This is a genomic window from Hoeflea sp. BAL378, assembly GCF_000759435.1.
Taxonomy (GTDB): Bacteria; Pseudomonadota; Alphaproteobacteria; order Rhizobiales; family Rhizobiaceae; genus Hoeflea.
Window position 1 is genome coordinate 34,636 of the sequence record NZ_JRJG01000037.1, and the last position, 16,499, is coordinate 51,134.

The 16,499-nt window shown below is 65.8% G+C and carries 13 protein-coding genes; 5 read left to right on the forward strand and 8 right to left on the reverse strand.

The window, feature by feature from the left end; all coding sequences use genetic code 11:
- Positions 1 to 156: 156 nt before the first annotated feature.
- Positions 157 to 936 (forward strand): histidinol-phosphatase, encoded by a 780-nt coding sequence (gene hisN / locus LL06_RS09905; protein ID WP_035525633.1) that lies wholly within the window; start codon positions 157 to 159, stop codon positions 934 to 936.
- On the opposite strand, the gene LL06_RS09910 is transcribed toward hisN, so the two are convergent.
- Positions 920 to 1,906 (reverse strand): alpha/beta hydrolase, encoded by a 987-nt coding sequence (locus tag LL06_RS09910; RefSeq protein WP_052161372.1) that lies wholly within the window; start codon positions 1,904 to 1,906, stop codon positions 920 to 922. The two genes, hisN and LL06_RS09910, sit on opposite strands and share 17 nt — an antisense overlap.
- A 394-nt stretch (positions 1,907 to 2,300) precedes the next feature.
- Here LL06_RS09910 and LL06_RS09915 point away from each other — a divergent pair, with 394 nt between their 5' ends.
- Positions 2,301 to 2,768 carry an Hsp20 family protein gene (locus LL06_RS09915; RefSeq protein WP_035525636.1) on the forward strand — a complete coding sequence of 156 codons (468 nt, stop codon included), beginning with the start codon at positions 2,301 to 2,303 and terminating at the stop codon, positions 2,766 to 2,768.
- Between the two features lie 54 nt (positions 2,769 to 2,822).
- On the opposite strand, the gene LL06_RS09920 is transcribed toward LL06_RS09915, so the two are convergent.
- The 5 genes from LL06_RS09920 to LL06_RS09940 form a co-directional block, all read right to left on the reverse strand.
- Positions 2,823 to 3,389: a DoxX family protein gene (locus tag LL06_RS09920; RefSeq protein WP_035525638.1), complete on the reverse strand. Its 567-nt coding sequence runs from the start codon at positions 3,387 to 3,389 to the stop codon at positions 2,823 to 2,825.
- An 8-nt stretch (positions 3,390 to 3,397) separates the two neighbouring features.
- Positions 3,398 to 4,201, reverse strand: coding sequence for a DNA-binding domain-containing protein (locus LL06_RS09925; protein WP_035525640.1), 804 nt, complete (start codon positions 4,199 to 4,201; stop codon positions 3,398 to 3,400).
- Positions 4,188 to 5,108: a DUF692 domain-containing protein gene (locus tag LL06_RS09930; protein ID WP_173426113.1), complete on the reverse strand. Its 921-nt coding sequence runs from the start codon at positions 5,106 to 5,108 to the stop codon at positions 4,188 to 4,190. The genes LL06_RS09925 and LL06_RS09930 overlap by 14 nt, the downstream gene beginning before the upstream one ends.
- A gap of 32 nt (positions 5,109 to 5,140) precedes the next feature.
- Positions 5,141 to 5,446 (reverse strand): DUF2282 domain-containing protein, encoded by a 306-nt coding sequence (locus LL06_RS09935; protein ID WP_035525642.1) that lies wholly within the window; start codon positions 5,444 to 5,446, stop codon positions 5,141 to 5,143.
- A gap of 195 nt (positions 5,447 to 5,641) precedes the next feature.
- Positions 5,642 to 6,691 carry a low specificity L-threonine aldolase gene (locus LL06_RS09940; RefSeq protein WP_035525644.1) on the reverse strand — a complete coding sequence of 350 codons (1,050 nt, stop codon included), beginning with the start codon at positions 6,689 to 6,691 and terminating at the stop codon, positions 5,642 to 5,644.
- 585 nt (positions 6,692 to 7,276) lie between these two features.
- On the opposite strand from LL06_RS09940, the gene gltB reads away from it, so the two are divergent.
- From gltB to LL06_RS09955, 3 genes are all read left to right on the forward strand, one after another.
- Positions 7,277 to 12,010: a glutamate synthase large subunit gene (gltB, locus tag LL06_RS09945; RefSeq protein WP_035525696.1), complete on the forward strand. Its 4,734-nt coding sequence runs from the start codon at positions 7,277 to 7,279 to the stop codon at positions 12,008 to 12,010.
- Positions 12,011 to 12,015: 5 nt separating this feature from the next.
- Positions 12,016 to 12,348 carry a heavy metal-binding domain-containing protein gene (locus LL06_RS09950; protein WP_035525646.1) on the forward strand — a complete coding sequence of 111 codons (333 nt, stop codon included), beginning with the start codon at positions 12,016 to 12,018 and terminating at the stop codon, positions 12,346 to 12,348.
- 105 nt (positions 12,349 to 12,453) lie between these two features.
- A complete protein-coding gene (locus LL06_RS09955) occupies positions 12,454 to 13,908 on the forward strand; it encodes a glutamate synthase subunit beta (protein ID WP_035525648.1) in 1,455 nt (484 codons plus the stop codon).
- Between the two features lie 18 nt (positions 13,909 to 13,926).
- Here the strand turns inward: LL06_RS09955 and LL06_RS09960 are convergent, their stop codons facing one another.
- Together LL06_RS09960 and LL06_RS09965 are read right to left on the reverse strand one after the other, a co-directional pair.
- A complete protein-coding gene (locus LL06_RS09960) occupies positions 13,927 to 15,078 on the reverse strand; it encodes a DUF459 domain-containing protein (protein WP_052161374.1) in 1,152 nt (383 codons plus the stop codon).
- A gap of 92 nt (positions 15,079 to 15,170) precedes the next feature.
- On the reverse strand, positions 15,171 to 16,388 hold the full coding sequence (locus LL06_RS09965) for a lytic murein transglycosylase (protein WP_035525652.1): 1,218 nt from the start codon (positions 16,386 to 16,388) through the stop codon (positions 15,171 to 15,173).
- Positions 16,389 to 16,499 lie beyond the last annotated feature (111 nt).

Here is a 16,499-nt window from a genome sequence, read left to right on the forward strand (position 1 = left end):
AAGTCAACGGGAATTGCGCTCCCCATGGTGCGCATGCGAACGGCGCCTGTCCGGCAGGCTTGCGTGGCTTGCTTTTCCGCGCCGGCCGGTTCAGACGTGGGATCAGACCGGTTGAACGACGCCGTCCGACACCACGAAACTTGCCCGGAGTCCGCAGTGCTTCCCGATATCTCCTTTTTCGACGCCATCGCCGAAGCCGCTGCGGCGGAAACGCTGCCCCGGTTCCGCATGCCGGCTGCCATCGACAACAAGCATGCGGGCGGTTTCGACCCGGTGACGGAAGCCGACCGCGCGGCGGAGGTCGCCATCAGGCGGCTGATCACCGAGCGCTATCCCGACCACGGGATCCTGGGCGAGGAACATGGCGATGTCGGCCTTGACCGGGACTATGTCTGGGTCATCGACCCGATCGACGGCACGCGGGCCTTCATCTCCGGGCTGCCGGTCTGGGGCACGCTGGTGGGGCTCTATCACAAGGGCCGGGCGGTGATGGGGATGATGGACCAGCCGTTCACCGGCGAGCGCTTCATCGGCAGGCCCGGCAGCGCCAGCGTGCGGCGCCACGGCCAGGTCTCGCCGCTCACCTCACGCAAGAATGTGTCGCTCGACCAGGCGATCCTGATGACGACGTCGCCCTCGATTTTCGCCGAAGAGCTCGAGCCCTGCTACAGGCGCGTGGAAGAGAGCGTCCAGCTCGCGCGGTACGGCTGTGATTGCTACGCCTATGCGATGGTCGCCTCGGGCTATATCGACCTGGTGGTCGAGGCCGGGCTGAAGGCCTATGACGTCGGCGGGCTGATCCCGCTGATCGAAGAGGCCGGCGGCGTCATCACCACCTGGAGCGGCGACCGCCCGGAGAATGGCGGCAGCATTGTCGCCGCCGGCTCGGCCGACTTGCATGCCGCGGCTCTGGACGTGCTCAACCGGGCTGACTGACGGCGCCCGGCTGCGGCTGGCGCGCCTGATCGGGCGGGATGAAGGCGTCGATCGCCGCCAGCGCCGCCATCCGGTAGCGGTCAGCCTCCTGCAGCAATTCATGGCGCGCGCCATCGATGATGATGGCCCGTCCGGCGCGGAAGTGGTTGGAGATCCTCTCGATCGCCTGCTGGGCGACGATGGGGTCGTTGCCGGCGCCCATCAGCAGGGTGGGCACCTTGATCCGGTCGAGATGGTCGAGACGGTTGACCCGGTCCATGGCGCGATGCATCTCGTTGAGCCAACGGGCCGTGGGCGGACCCAGCCGCAGTTCGGGATGGGCGGTGTAGAGCGCCTGATTGCGGGCATAGCGGCCGATATCGGTGGTGAGCGCGTTGCTCTCGAAGGGCCGCGGGAAGCGATCCCTGCCGGAACTGATCCAGCCGAAGCCTGTCAACCGCAACAGCCGGGTGACGAGGCGCGTGAGCCATGTCGGGATCGCCTGGTTGGAGAGTTCGACGAAGGGGGCGGTCAGCACCATCCGTTCGATCCGGTTCGCCAGTCCGGGCGCCATCGACAGGGCCACCAGCGCCCCCATCGAATGGGCGACCATGCAGAAGGGAAGGCGGGTCTCGGGCAGGACGATCGTCTCGAGGAAGATTGACAGGTCCGTCTCCAGGTCGCGGAACCGGCGGATGTGTCCGCGCAACGGGTTCTTCGTGAGCCGGTCGGACAGGCCCTGGCCGCGCCAGTCGAAGGTCGCCACCCACAGCCCGCGGTCGGTGAAATGGCGGATGGTCTCGTAATATTTCTCGATGCATTCGTTGCGGCCCTGTAGCAGAACCACGGTCCCCCGCGCCACCGGCACGTCCGATTTGAAGATGGCATAGCGCAGCCGCTTGCCGCCGGCGCTGGTGAACCAGCCTACCACATGGTTGTCCGGGACAGGATTGCCGTCCGTCTCGATCAGCTTGGGAAGATCATCGCTCATGGTGATCCGGATTACGGCTTCGCCACTGTTTGGTCAAAAGGAAAACGCCGGATGCCGGACGGAAAAGGCCGGATCCGCGCGGGGCGCGGGTCCGGCCAGGTGCTCGGAGCAGAAGGGACAGGATGCCCCGGGCGGGTCAGGCTGCTTTGCCTGAACGCGCTCACTATGGCCCAGGCCGGCTGAACCGGGACCAAACGCCCCGTTCATCCCCGGTTCATGGCGCGTTTCGCCGGTCTGCCGGATGAGCACGCAGGCTCTTGAACCCGGTTTGCGGAGTTCCCACATTGGTCCTGCAGGCGCCGGATACCGGGCCTGCTGGCCGGTGTGCCGCCCGATGCGGGGCACGCCAGGGCCAGAAACGCTAAACCAACCGTTGCTCTTAAGGAGGACACCCATGCGTCACGTTGATTTTTCCCCCCTCTACCGGTCCACTGTCGGTTTCGACAAGCTGCTGACCATGCTGGACAGTCTGGCGCCCGCCGAGCAGGCCCAGTCCTATCCGCCCTACAACATCGAGCGCACCGGCGATAACACCTATCGCATCACCATGGCCGTGGCCGGTTTCGGTGAAGACGAGATCGCGATCGAAGCCCGCGAACATGTACTGACCGTCAAGGGCGAGAAGGCCGACGAGAAGGATGCCGAAGGCACCGAATTCCTCTATCGCGGCATCGCCAAGCGCGCCTTCGAGCGCCGCTTCCAGTTGGCCGACCATGTCGAGGTCACCGGCGCATCGCTGCGCAACGGCCTCCTGCATGTCGACCTGGTCCGCGAGCTTCCCGAAGCCATGAAGCCGCGCCGCATCGCGATTTCCAGCGACGCCGGCGACAAACCCAAGCAGATCGAAGCAACAAAGGCCTGATCCATCCCCCCAGAGGAGAAGGCTTTCTGGCGCCCGGGAGACCGGGCGCCATTTCTATGTGTGCGCCTGGTCGCGCCGCCTTGCCAGCAGGTGGTCGAGCGACAGGAGCCCCGGTCCCTTGAGGACGACGACCGAGAGCGGCACCAGCCACAAGAGCCGCTGGTCGGCGATGATGCTGTCGGGGAAGCGGTCGAACAGGCCGCCGATGGCCTCAGCGCCGATCTGGTGCACGGTGACGTCGACCAGGGTCTGTACGGCGATGAAGCCGATCATGCCGAGCGCCGCAAGCCGCGAAAACAGGCCGATGACGATCAGCAGAGGCAGCAGGAACTCCGCATAGGTGCCCAGGAAGACCAGGAGGCCCCAGGGGAGAAACGGCACCGCGCCGACATCGCCGCCCGCCGCTTCGACCGCCGGCAGCGCGATCTGGTAATAGGCCCCCGGCGCTATCGAGAAGAACCCGCTGATGCCTTCGCCCACCTTGGTCCGGGCCGAATTGAGGAAGTAGATCCACAACACCGCGGCAAAGGCGAAGCGGGCGGTGAGGCCAAGCAGCCAGCGGTCGCCGGCCCGTTCGATCGCTCCGAAGACCCGGTCGTGCAGCCCGGTGAGAACAGTCATCGCGGATGTCATTGCGGGTGCTCCGTCTTTGCCGGGCTCAGGGAACAGGCCGAGAAAATCCCGGCCTCGAGCATGGCTGAAATGGCTGCGGGAAGATCGAATCCCGGCTGTCGCCCGAGCGCGAGAGTGGCGGCCTCCGCCAGCGTGGCGCCGGTCATCAGGGCCTTGAAGAAATCCGCCGCGCCGGGCGGCAGCAACCGGACCTGAACCTCGTGGGCGGGGCGGGTGATCAGCCCGTCCTCGGGCTCGAGCGGCCGGATCGTCTCCAGCGGGCGCTGTTCGCGGCTGGCCGAAAAGATCGACACGGCGGCGGTCCGGCTGCGGACCATGCGCGCCGCCGGATGTGGCGTGAAGGTTAGATCCCCCAGGTCTTCGGCCGGGACGGCGCCCAGTGCTGCAGGCGCCAGCGGGTCGGCGTCGGCGGCGTGAAAGGCGTCGAGCCACGCCCTTTCCAGCCGGGACACATCGGGCAGATACGGCAGTTCCGAGACCGGCTCGAACCGCTCGAGAAAGGCCGCTAAGCCCTGGCCGTATTCGAACAGAACGGCCGAGACCGGCGGCTCCTGCGCCAGGTAGATCCGCGCCATGCCGCGGAAGAAGTCCGCGCCGACCAGCCGCTGGACTGCCGGGAAAATATCCGCGAGCGCGTCGATCCGGGTCACCGTCACCGTGTTGCGGTAGACCGCGAAGCGTTTCCGCGCGCCCTTGCCGCGGGGGCCGGACACGCCCACGGGCGGCGGCAGGTCCGGATTGATCAGCGCCGCGCTGAATTCGGACTGCGCCGACCGGCGCGCGGGCTCACTCGGCGGCATGGCGGGAGCCGAGCAGCGAAGCGGGGCCGAGGCGGTCGAGAATGGCGTCGGCGAGGCGGGCCTCCCGGCGCAGCACCGGCCAGTCGGGCACGTCATTGTCCCATTCGATCAGCGTCGGCAGGGCGCCGGTCTGGCTGATGACGATTTCATAGAGTTTCCACACCGCATCTGCGACCGGGCGGTCATGGGCATCGATCAGCAAAACATCGCCCTCGTCGTCGGTGTCCTCGGCGTGGCCGGCGAGATGGATTTCCTCGACCAGTTCGAGGGGAAAGCGCCTGAGATACTGCAAGGGCTTCCAGCCGTGATTGGTGGCGGAGACGAAGACATTGTTGACGTCGAGCAGCAGGCCGCATCCGGAGCGGGTGGCGATCTCGCGGATGAAATCGGCCTCGCTCATGGTGGTCTCTTCGAAGGCCACGTAGGTCGAGGGGTTTTCGATGAGGATATGGCGCTTGAGCCGGTCCTGGATCCGGCCGACATGGGCGACCACGCGGGCGAGCGTCTCCGCATTGTAGGGCACCGGCAGGAGATCGTTGAAATAGCCGGCGTCGTGGCTCGACCAGGCAAGGTGTTCCGACACCATCGCCGGCTCGTAGCGTTCGACGACCCTGGCCAGGCGCTCGAGATGGGCGTGGTCAATGCCGCTCTCCGAGCCGATCGACAGGCCCACGCCGTGCACCGAAAGGGGAAATTCGCGGCGAATGGCGGTCAGCGCGCGATGCGGCGCGCCGCCGTCGCCCATGTAGTTCTCGGCATGAACCTCGAGAAAGCCGATCCTCTGCGTGTCGGCGAGGATCTGGTCGACATGCTCGGGCTTCAGTCCCGCCCCCGCGCGTGGCGGGAGCGGGAGGGACGGAAAACGGGCGGTCCCACCTGTCTGCGGGTCAGGGGCGGATCGCATCATGTCGGGACTCCGTTTCTCAGGCGTTTCTCGGGTCAGGCCGGAAGATCGCGGTCAAGCGGCTCGAGCGAACCCATGCGGCCGCCTTCGAGGCTCATGGTGGTGCAGGTGCCGGCTTCGACGCTCTTCCAGGCGTTGCCCTGGAAGTCGACCTTGGACGTACCCGCGCATGTGGTGCCGGGACCGGCGGCGCAGTCATTCTTGCCGGCCATGGCGACGCCGTAGCATTTTTCCGTGGCCGCGGTGGCGCTGTCGGTCGAGGCGAGGAAGGTCGCGCCGGAAATGGCCATGGCAACCGCGCCAGCGAGAGCCGAAGCGCCGATGAGTGTCTTCTGGGACATGCTGTTCTCCTTGGAGGTGTTCTTGAAACTATTTTCCGGGTCTTTTCGTCCCGGCAGAACAACCTTGGAGAATTCCCGCATCACTTGGAAATCAAGCGCGCGTTATCGGGCTTCACTTGCGTGTGAGAGCGGTGTGATAGCTGTTGTTGGTGCGTTGCAGCGCGCCGCCCCCGGGGGTGGCGCGCGGGGTGCGCGTCAGCCGAGCAGGTCGACGAACCGGTCGACTTGATCTTCGGTCGTGGCGAAGCTGGTGACGAGCCGCAGCATGGTTTCCCCTTCGCCCACGAGGTGCCTGGCCGAGCGCGGCGGGGACCATTCGTAGAACATCGCGCCCTTGGCGGCCATGTCGCTGGCAAGGTCCTTGGGCACGATCGGGAAGATCTCGTTGGCGGGGCTTCGCCAGGCCAGCCGCGTCCGGGTGGAGGCTTCGATGCCCGCCTGCAGCCGCGCCGCCATGGCGTTGGCGTGGCGGGCGACATCGAGCCAGAGGCCGCCTTCGAAATAGGCGTCGAACTGGGCGGCGATGAAGCGGCTCTTGGAGAAGAGCTGCGCCGCGCGCTTGCGGATGAAGGGGACCTGGGTGGCCATTCCGGGGTCGAGGAACACCAGCGCCTCGGCGCACCAGCAGCCGTTCTTGGTGCCGCCGAAGGAGACGATGTCGACGCCCAGATCCACGGTCATCTGCGCGGGCGTGAGGTTGAGCGCGACCAGCCCATTGGCGAAGCGCGCGCCATCCATGTGCAGCGGCAGGCCGTGCGCCCTGGCGATCTTCGAGATCGCCCGGATTTCATCGGCGGTGTAGACGGTGCCGGCCTCGGTCGCCTGGGTCAGCGTGATTGCCACCGGCTGGCCGCCGTGGACAAAGCCCTTGGGAAAACGGGCGATTTCGGCTTCCAGAAGCGCCGGGTCCATCTTCCCTTCGGCGCCATCCACCGGGACCAGCCGCGAACCCTGGCTGAAGAATTCGGGCGCGCCGCATTCGTCGGCGATGACATGGGCTTCGCGGTGGCAGAAGGAGACGCCGCCCGGCTTGCTGACCGCGGACAGCGCCAGCGAGTTGGCGGCCGTGCCGGTGCCGACGAAGAACACCGCGACCTCGCGGCCGAAAATCTCGTTGAAGCTGGCCTCGACCTTGCGGTCGAGATCGCTCGTGCCATAGGCGGCGGCAAAGCCGGTCGAATGGGCCGAGAGCGAGGCGGCGATCGCCGGATGGGCGCCGGCCCAATTGTCTGACGTGAAGATCATGCGTGCAAGGCTCCCAAGCTGATGGCCGTCCGGCTATCGCATGATTTGACCCGCTTTCAAAGCGTTGGGGAGAATCGCACGGACAATTTCCGCCCGCGCGCGCAGCCTGATGCGCAGCCCTTGCGATCCGCCCATTTCCGGCGCTGAAACAGCAAAACGCCGGAAACTGACGCGGTTGCGCAATAATCTTGTGCGATCGGCATCCCGTCGATCATTTACGGTCGCCGGGCCCAGGTTTTTTGGGCCGGGTCTCTTGCGCAAGCGGGTGCATTCTGTCATAGAACACTGGAAATAGGACAGCCTTGCTGTCCTATTTGTGTCCGCCCGGGCCGTCTGGCCAAGGTCCTGGCAGGCGCAAGGGGCATTGGGCTGCACTCGGCGATCGCGCTTTCCACCCGAACAAGGTGACCGTCTTGCCCCTTCATGGTAGAAAAGTGCGCCGCGCGCCCTTAATCAAAGGTGCGGACCACACGCCGCACGAGGCCAGACGAACAGATGCATCCGGAACGAAAGCGTCGCCGCACGGGCGGTGGCGGACGGCAGGCCGGGATCACCCGCCGCGGCGGTCACGAAGGAGGAATGAAGATGGCAGATCATGCACCATCTCGGACGGACGCACTCGCTGGCCCGGCAAACGCCGAGACCAAGCCGGCCGCCCTGCAAGCCTTTGGCCAGACCTCTGGAATGCCGTCGAAACAGGGTCTTTACGATCCGCGCAACGAGCATGATGCCTGCGGCGTCGGCTTCGTCGCCCATCTCAAGGGCCAGAAGTCGCACCAGATCGTGCGCGACGGCCTGTTCATGCTCGAAAACCTCCCCCACCGCGGCGCGGTGGGCGCGGACCCGCTGATGGGCGACGGCGCCGGGCTTCTGGCGCAGATTCCCGACCGGCTGTTTCGCGAGGAGATGGCGGCGCAGGGCGTGACCCTGCCCGAGCCGGGCGACTATGCCGTGGGCTTCGTGTTCATGCCGCAGAACGACGCGCTGTGCACGCATCTCAAGAACATCATCGCCGAGGTCGTGGCCGCCGAGGGCCAGAGGCTGCTCGGGTTTCGGGATGTGCCGGTCGACAATGCATCGCTGTCCAAGGCGCCGGAAATCGCCGCCACCGAGCCCCGCCATGTGCAGGTGTTCATCGGCCGCGGCGACGGCGTCGAGGATCAGGTCGCGTTCGAGCGGCAGCTTTTCGTGCTCAGGAAGGTCATCTCCAACCGCGTCTATGACGAGACCGATGGCCGCGACAACGGCTTCTATTTCGTGTCGCTGTCGACGCAGACCATCGTCTACAAGGGCATGTTCCTGGCCTACCAGGTCGGCGCCTATTACAAGGACTTGAGCGACCCGCGGTTCGAAACCGCCGTGGCGCTGGTCCACCAGCGGTTTTCGACCAACACCTTCCCGTCCTGGAAGCTCGCCCATCCCTACCGCATGGTGGCGCACAACGGCGAGATCAACACGCTGCGCGGCAACGTCAACTGGATGGCGGCGCGCCAGGCCTCGGTCTCCTCGCCGCTGTTCGGGAGCGACATTTCCAAGCTGTGGCCGATCTCCTACGAGGGGCAGTCCGACACCGCCTGTTTCGACAACGCGCTCGAATTCCTGATCCGCGGCGGCTATTCGATGGCGCATGCGGTGATGATGCTGATCCCGGAAGCCTGGGCCGGCAACGCGCTGATGAGCGCCGACCGCAAGGCGTTCTACGAATATCATGCCGCGCTGATGGAGCCGTGGGACGGCCCTGCCGCCGTGGCCTTCACCGACGGCCGCCAGATCGGCGCCACGCTCGACCGCAACGGCCTCAGGCCCGCGCGCTATATCGTGACCAATGACGACCGGGTGATCATGGCGTCGGAAGCGGGTGTGCTGCCGGTCGATGAGGGGACCATCGTCAAGAAGTGGCGGCTGCAGCCCGGCAAGATGCTGCTGATCGACATGGAAGAGGGCCGGATCATCTCCGACGAGGAGGTCAAGTCGAGCCTGGCGGACAAGCATCCCTACAAGGAATGGCTCGAGCGCACCCAGTTGATCCTCGAGGATCTGAAGCCGGTCGAGCCGCGCGCGCTGCGCAAGGATGTGTCGCTGCTCGATCGCCAGCAGGCCTTCGGCTACACCCAGGAAGACACGAAGATCCTGATGGCGCCGATGGCGACCACCGGCCAGGAAGCCGTGGGATCGATGGGCACCGACACGCCGATTTCGGCGATGTCGCGCAAGTCGAAGCTGCTCTACACCTATTTCAAGCAGAATTTCGCGCAGGTGACCAATCCGCCGATCGACCCGATCCGGGAAGAGCTGGTGATGAGCCTGGTGTCCTTCATCGGCCCGCGGCCGAACCTGCTCGATCACAAGGGGGCGGCCAAGAAGAAGCGGCTGGAAGTCCGCCAGCCGATCCTGACCAATGGCGATCTCGAGAAGATCCGGTCCATCGGCCATACCGAGGACCGCTTCGACACCAAGACGCTGGACTTCACCTATGCCAGCGAAAAGGGCTCGGACGGCATGAAGGCCGCGCTCGAGCGGCTGTGCGACCGGGCCGAGGAAGCCGTGACCGGCGGCTATAACATCATCATCCTGTCCGACCGCCAGGTCGGCGCCGACCGGATCGCGATCCCGGCGCTTCTGGCGACGGCCGCCGTGCACCATCACCTGATCCGCAAGGGCCTGCGCACCTCGGTCGGCCTCGTGGTCGAATCGGGCGAGCCGCGCGAAGTGCATCATTTCTGCTGCCTCGCCGGCTACGGCGCGGAAGCCATCAACCCCTATCTCGCCTTCGACACGCTGCTCGACATGCACAAGCGCGGCGAGTTCCCGCCGGAAGTCGACCAGTACGAGATCGTGTCGCGCTACACCAAGGCGATCGGCAAGGGCATTCTCAAGGTCATGTCCAAGATGGGCATTTCCACCTACCAGTCCTATTGCGGCGCGCAGATCTTCGACGCCATCGGCCTGTCGAGCGACTTCGTCGACACCTATTTCACCGGCACCGCGACGACGATCGAGGGCGTGGGCCTGGCGGAAGTCGCCACCGAGACCGCCGAGCGCCACCGGCTCGCCTTCTCCAATGACCCCGTCCTGGCCACGACGCTGGAAGTGGGCGGGGAATACGCCTACCGGATGCGCGGCGAGGAACACGCCTGGACGCCCGATGCGGTGGCCTCGCTGCAGCATGCCGTGCGCGGCAACGCCAAGGATCGCTACCGCGAATTCGCCGACATGGTGAACCGCTCGACGCTGAGGATGAACGCCATTCGCGGCCTGTTCGAGATCCGCACCGCCGAGGCCGCCGGACGCCAGCCGGTGCCGCTCGACGAGGTCGAATCCGCGGCCGATATCGTCAAGCGGTTCTCGACCGGCGCCATGTCGTTCGGCTCGATCAGCCGCGAGGCGCACACCACGCTCGCCATCGCCATGAACCGGATCGGCGGCAAGTCGAACACCGGCGAGGGCGGCGAGGAGCCCGACCGCTACCTGCCGCTCTATGGCGGCGGCCGCAACCCGGAACGCTCCGCCATCAAGCAGGTGGCCTCGGGACGTTTCGGCGTGACCACGGAATTCCTGGTCAACGCCGACATGATCCAGATCAAGGTTGCCCAGGGCGCCAAGCCCGGCGAGGGCGGCCAGCTTCCCGGCCACAAGGTCGACGCGACGATCGCCAAGACCCGGCATTCGACCCCGGGCGTGGGCCTGATCTCGCCGCCGCCGCACCACGACATCTATTCGATCGAGGACCTGGCGCAGCTCATCTTCGACCTGAAGAACGTCAATCCGGAAGCCGACATCTCGGTCAAGCTGGTGTCCGAAGTGGGCGTCGGCACGGTGGCCGCCGGCGTCGCCAAGGCGCGCGCCGACCACATCACCATTTCCGGCTATGACGGCGGCACCGGCGCCTCGCCGCTGACCTCGCTCAAGCATGCCGGCAGCCCCTGGGAAATCGGCCTGGCCGAGACCCACCAGACGCTGGTGCTCAATGGCTTGCGCTCGCGCATCGCGCTGCAGGTCGATGGCGGGCTCAAGACCGGCCGCGACGTGATCGTCGGCGCGCTGCTGGGCGCCGACGAATTCGGCTTCTCAACCGCGCCGCTGATCGCCGCAGGCTGCATCATGATGCGCAAGTGCCATCTCAACACCTGCCCGGTGGGCGTGGCGACGCAGGATCCGGTGTTGCGCAAGCGCTTCAAGGGCACGCCCGAGCATGTCATCAACTATTTCTTCTTCGTGGCCGAAGAGGTCCGCGAGTGGCTCGCCGCCATGGGCTACCGCAGGTTCGACGACATTATCGGCCAGTCGGAGCTGCTCTCCAAGGACGGCATGATCGAGCACTGGAAGGCCAAGGGGCTGGACTTCAGCCGGATCTTCCACAAGCCAGATGCCCCCAAGCAGAAGACCTACTGGACCGAGCGGCAGAACCACCCGATCGCCGATGTCCTCGACCGTAAGCTGATCGAAAAATCGATGGCTGCGCTCGAGCGCAAGGAACCGGTCGAGTTCGACGTCAAGATCCGCAATGTCGACCGCTCCGCCGGCGCCATGCTGTCGGGCGAAGTCGCCAAGCGCTTCGGCCACAAGGGACTTCCCGAGGACACGATCTCGGTCCGGCTGAGCGGCACCGCCGGCCAGTCGTTCGGCGCGTTCCTCGCCCATGGCGTCACCTTCACGCTGTCGGGCGACGCCAACGACTATGTCGGCAAGGGCCTGTCGGGCGGATGCATCATCGTCCGGCCGCCGGAGAATTCGTCGATCGTCGCCGAACGCTCGATCATCGTCGGCAACACCGTGCTCTACGGCGCCATCGAGGGCGAGTGTTACTTCCGCGGCGTCGCCGGCGAGCGCTTCGCGGTGCGCAACTCGGGCGCCATCGCCGTGGTCGAGGGCGTGGGTGACCATGGCTGCGAATACATGACCGGCGGGCTTGTCGTCGTCATCGGCGAGACCGGGCGCAACTTCGCGGCCGGCATGTCCGGCGGCGTGGCGTATGTGCTCGACGAGGCCGGCGACTTCGCCAGCCGCTGCAACATGGCGATGGTGGAGCTGGAGCCGGTTCCCGAGGAGGACGACATCCTCGAGAAGCTGCACCATCACGGCGGCGACCTTGCCCACAAGGGCCGGGTCGACGTGTCGGGCGACATGACGCGGCATGACGAGGAGCGGCTGTTCCAGCTCATCTCCAACCACATGCATTTCACCGGATCGACGCGCGCCAAGGAGATCCTCGACAATTGGGCCGATTTCCGTCCGAAGTTCCGCAAGGTGATGCCGGTCGAGTACCGCCGCGCGCTGATCGAGATGGAACGGATGCGCATGGGCGTGGCTGCGGAGTAGGCATCATGATCACATCCACCACCCACAGCATCGAAGGCCGGCAGATCGCCGAGTACAAGGGTATCGTCACGGGAGAGGCCATTCTCGGCACCAATATCTTCCGTGACCTCTTCGCCGGCATCCGCGACATTGTCGGTGGCCGGTCGGGCGCCTATGAAAAGGCGCTTCGCCAGGCGCGCGAGATCGCGCTCGAGGAAATGCAGGACGAGGCCAGGCGGATCGGCGCGAATGCCGTGATCGGCATCGATCTGGATTACGAAAACATCTCCGCCGGCAGCAACTCCTCGATGCTGATGGTTTCCGCTTCCGGCACGGCCGTGGTTCTGGCCGGATCGTGATCCGGAACCGGTCGTCCAAGTGACGCCAGGCAGTCAAGTCGGATTAGTGCAGTCATTCCGGTACAGTGCGTCAAGCGCCGGACCGTGAGCGAACAGGACAGATAAATGGGCAAGGTAACGGGTTTTCTCGAAATCGACCGGCAGACGGCGAAATATCAGCCGGCGTCCGACCGCATTCGCCATTTCGGGGAGTTCACCCTGAGGATGAGCGACCAGGAAGTCCAGAAGCAGGCGGCCCGCTGCATGGATTGCGGCATTCCCTATTGCCATGGCCCCACCGGATGCCCGGTGCACAACCAGATCCCCGACTGGAACGATCTGGTCTACAACGACAATTGGGAAGAGGCGATCCGCAACCTGCATTCGACCAACAACTTCCCCGAGTTCACCGGCCGGATCTGCCCCGCGCCGTGCGAGGAAGCCTGCACGCTCAACCTCGAGGATGCGCCGGTGGCGATCAAGACCGTGGAGCAGGCGATCGCCGACAAGGCCTATGAGCTCGGCTTCGTCGTGCCGCAGGCGGTGACCACCAAGACCGGCAAGAAAGTCGCCATCATCGGCTCCGGCCCGGCCGGCATGGCTGCGGCGCAGCAGCTTGGCCGCGCAGGGCACGAGGTTCATGTCTACGAGCGCGAAAGTCGCCCCGGCGGCCTGCTGCGCTATGGCATCCCCGACTTCAAGATGGAAAAGCACTTCATCGACCGCCGCGTCGAGCAGATGCAGGGCGAGGGCGTGACGTTCTTCTGCAACGTCAATGTCGGCGTCGACAAGAGCGTCGAGGAGATGCTCGGCACGTATGATGCGGTGCTCTACACCGGCGGCTCGGAGAAGCCGCGCGACGTTGGCATTCCCGGCGCCGACCTGATCGGCGTGCATGACGCGATGCCCTATCTGGTCCAGCAGAACAAGCGCGTGGCGCGCGAAAACATCGACAATGTCGGCTGGCCGTCCTCGCCGGTGCTTGCCGGCGGCAAGCATGTGGTGGTGATCGGCGGCGGCGACACGGCGTCCGACTGCGTCGGCACCGCTTTCCGCCAGGGCGCGGTCAAGGTGACCCAGCTCGACATCCGGCCGCAGCCGCCGGAGAAGGAAGACAAGCTCGCCGTCTGGCCCTACTGGGCGACGAAGATGCGGACCTCGTCCTCGCAGGCCGAGGGCGCCATCCGCGAGTTCCAAGTGGGGACGCTCGAACTGGTCGGCGAGAACGGCATTCTCGCCGGCGTCAAATGCTGCCAGGTGGATGAAAAGCGCAAGCCCATCGCCGGATCGGAATTCGTCATCAAGGCCGACCTGGTGTTCGTCGCCATCGGCTTCCGCGGCGTGCTCGACACCGGCGTCGTCAGCGAGCTTGGCGAGAAGCTGTCGATCAATGTCGATCGTCGCGGCTCGACCAACATCGCCGCCAACGAGGACGATTACAGGACATCGGTCGACAAGCTGTGGGCGGCGGGCGATGTGCGGCGCGGTCAGAGCCTGGTGGTCTGGGCGATCCGCGAAGGCCGACAGGCGGCCCGGGACATCGATCTGAGTCTGATGGGGGCGACCGACCTTCCGCGCTGATCGACCTTCACGGTCGGCTCAGCGGTTGCCGCGCGGCCAGGCGTGGTTGTCGGCGCGGCCCTCGGGCGGTTCCGGCAGCACGCCGTCGATCACCATCATGTCGCGCGGCGTGCGCACCAGCGTGGCCGAGACAGGCATTTCGCCCAGCAGCGCCGATCCGCCGTCGAGGTCCGGGTCGGTCATCGCCACCGGCAGCGTTCGCATGATCGCCGCCGGGCTGTCGTCGGGCGCGGGCGGCATGAAGATCTCGGGAAAATCCTGCGAGGAAATCGTCGCGACGCCGGCAGCAGCGGCGTCGCCCAGCAGCCGGCGCGCGGATTTCTCGACATAGAAGGCCACCTTCCGGCGTCCGGCGCCGGTCAGGTTGATGCCGTCCGAGCCGCGCAGCCGCACCTGCTGGCCATTGATGTCCGAACCGGTGAAGATGAACTTGCCCTCGGCATCGACAAAGCCGTCCCAGATGTCGATGAACTCGCCGCCGGCCTTCTCGACAAGCTTGCGGTGCACGCCGTTGAGCGCGACCATGTCGGTGGTCATCGCCGGGGATTTGAAAGCGGGCAATCCGACCCACAGCAGCGGCGTCTTGCGGGCGCGCAGGATATCGATCAGCCTCTGGCTGCGGCGCTCGTACTCGGCCATCCAGTTGACGGAGCGCACCGGTTCGCGCACGCCGTTGACCATGAGCTGCTGCCGGTCGTTCGAGCCGATCTGCACCACGATGATGGAGGGCTGCACCTCCTCAACGATCGCCGGGGCCTGTTCGAGCCAGTTGTAGTAATCGTCGCGCACCAGGCCGGAGGATCCGTTGGTGCGGTCGACCACCACCACACCCGGCGCCTCGGCGAAGGCCTCGGTCAGGCCGTCGGCTGCGCCGTTTGCCAGGAAGTCGCCGAGCACCAGGATCTTCCGGGCGTTCTCGAGCTTCTCGACGGCGGGCTCCGGCGCGGGCGCGGCCGGGGCGCTGGCAACCGGCTTCTTCACCCGGCTGGTGCGGGTGGTCGGGCTTTCCGGCTTCGGGCTTCGGGTCTCCCCGCCGCTGCCGCCGCCAAACAGAAGCTGCAGGATCGACTTGCGCTCGACGCGCTCCTGGGCCGCGGCGGGCTGCGCCGCCTGCAGGACCGCCAGGCCGGCGACCAGGGCGATCAGCACGACGGCGAGAAGACGAATCACTGGAAAGCGATCTGGCACGGGGGAGCGATCTCCATTTCGGATGGCGGCCGGTTCGGATGCCGGCCAGCCGCCATCCGTCGTCTGGCACAGGCTCAATAACGGCGGATCGCGTCCAGTACCTTCTGCGACGGAATCGGTTCGCCGGTCAAGCCAATCCGCGACTGGAAGGCCGCGATCGCGGCCTTTGAGCCCGATCCGAAGTTGCCGTCGATGTCTCCGTCATAATAGCCCAACTGCTTGAGACGGGTCTGCAGTTCGAACTTTTCCTTGACGTCGAGTGTGCCTTCGGGGCGCGGCCAGCGCTGGTCGACGCCGCCATATCCGGCGATTTCGTCCGCCAGCACACCCACGCCGAGGGCGTAGGAATCGGACGCGTTGTAGCGCTTGATGACGAAGAAATTCTTGGTCATCAGGAAGGCGGGTCCGCCGGCGCCGCCGGGCATCTTCAGCTCCGCGCGCCGGCCTCCGTCGGGAAAGGCCCTGCCGCCGGTCCGGCCGAATCCGAGCGCGGACCATTGCGACAGCGTCTTGGTCTGGCCGTCGTACTTGGCGCCGCCGCGCGGGGCGGCGACCTCGTAGCCCCAGGTTTCCCCGGTTTTCCAGCCGTTCTTCTTGAGAAGGTTCGCCGCCGTCGCCAGCGCGTCGGGAATCGAGTTCCAGATATCGCGGTGGCCGTTGCCGTCCGCGTCGATGGCGTAGGCCAGGTAGCTCGTGGGAATGAACTGGGTATGGCCCATGGCGCCGGCCCAGGAGCCGGTCATCTCCCGCGTCGAGATGTCGCCCGACTGCAGGATCTTCAAGGCGGCGACCAGTTGCTGGCGGGCGAATTTCGCGCGCTTCTTGTCCGCATAGGCCAGCGTCGCCAGCGCCTGCGGCACGTAGTGCAGGCGATCGGTCTTGGTGAGGATCTCGCCATAGTTGGATTCCATCGACCAGATGGCCAGAAGCACGCTGGCATCCACGCCGAAATGGCTTTCGATGGCGGACAGCGTCCGTGCGTGCCGGGAGGCCATCTCGCGGCCCTTGGCGATGGTGTAGGGGTTGACACGGGAATCCAGATAGTCCCAAACCTTGGTGGTGAATTCCGGTTGATAGCGCGCCTTCTCGAGCACGATCGAGTCCGGCGCGGTCACGCCGCTGAACGCCTTTTCATAGGTGGAGCGCGTGATTCCGGACTTGGCGGCGGTGCCGTAAAAGCCGGAGACCCACTTCTGAAACCCCGCATCGGCATGGGCGGAGAGAGGGGCCGACAGTGTGGCAAAGAGGCAGAGGCCGGCGGCGCGGACAAGGTTTCTGGGTGTTCGGATCATGTTCCAAGCATCCTGTTTTTGAGGCTGTATCGGGTGACTGATCAATGATCTTAGCTCTCAGCCGTCAACAAAACGTTTACCATATTTGCCGCGTCGGCGCTTCCTTTTGCC